Genomic DNA, 375 nt, shown 5'->3' on the forward strand with positions numbered 1-375 from the left:
GTTTAGGACTGTTTCGACAATCAGGTTGCGGTTGATATCGGTGACCAAGCCGTGCGTATTTGCTTGCTCTTGCAAGAAGGCTATGGTGTCTTCGGCTTCTTCTAGCATGTCGCAGGCGATCTGTGCACGGGCGATGTTGCGAAGTTGCAACTGGTTAAAGTGATTGGTGGCGTCTGTTGGCGTTTCTGTTTGGATGAGCCAGTTGTGGATCGCTGTGATGTCCTTGCTGGCTTGCCAGTACAGGATTTGTGAGAACGATGCGTTGGCTGACCAATCGATGTGATAGTTTGATTCAGCTAGTAATGCTTCGATGTTCTTTACAAAGCGACCTGCTTTATCAAGCTCACCTCTACCCATTGCCACACGTACTAGCAT

At 48.8% G+C, this 375-nt stretch carries 1 pseudogene; it reads right to left on the reverse strand.

The features are described 5' to 3' along the window. A pseudogene (locus AB4585_RS23830) lies at positions 1-375 on the reverse strand (transcriptional regulator MalT); the annotation flags it as partial.

The organism is Vibrio sp. 10N.222.49.C9, from assembly GCF_041474985.1.
Lineage (GTDB): Bacteria > Pseudomonadota > Gammaproteobacteria > Enterobacterales > Vibrionaceae > Vibrio > Vibrio crassostreae_C.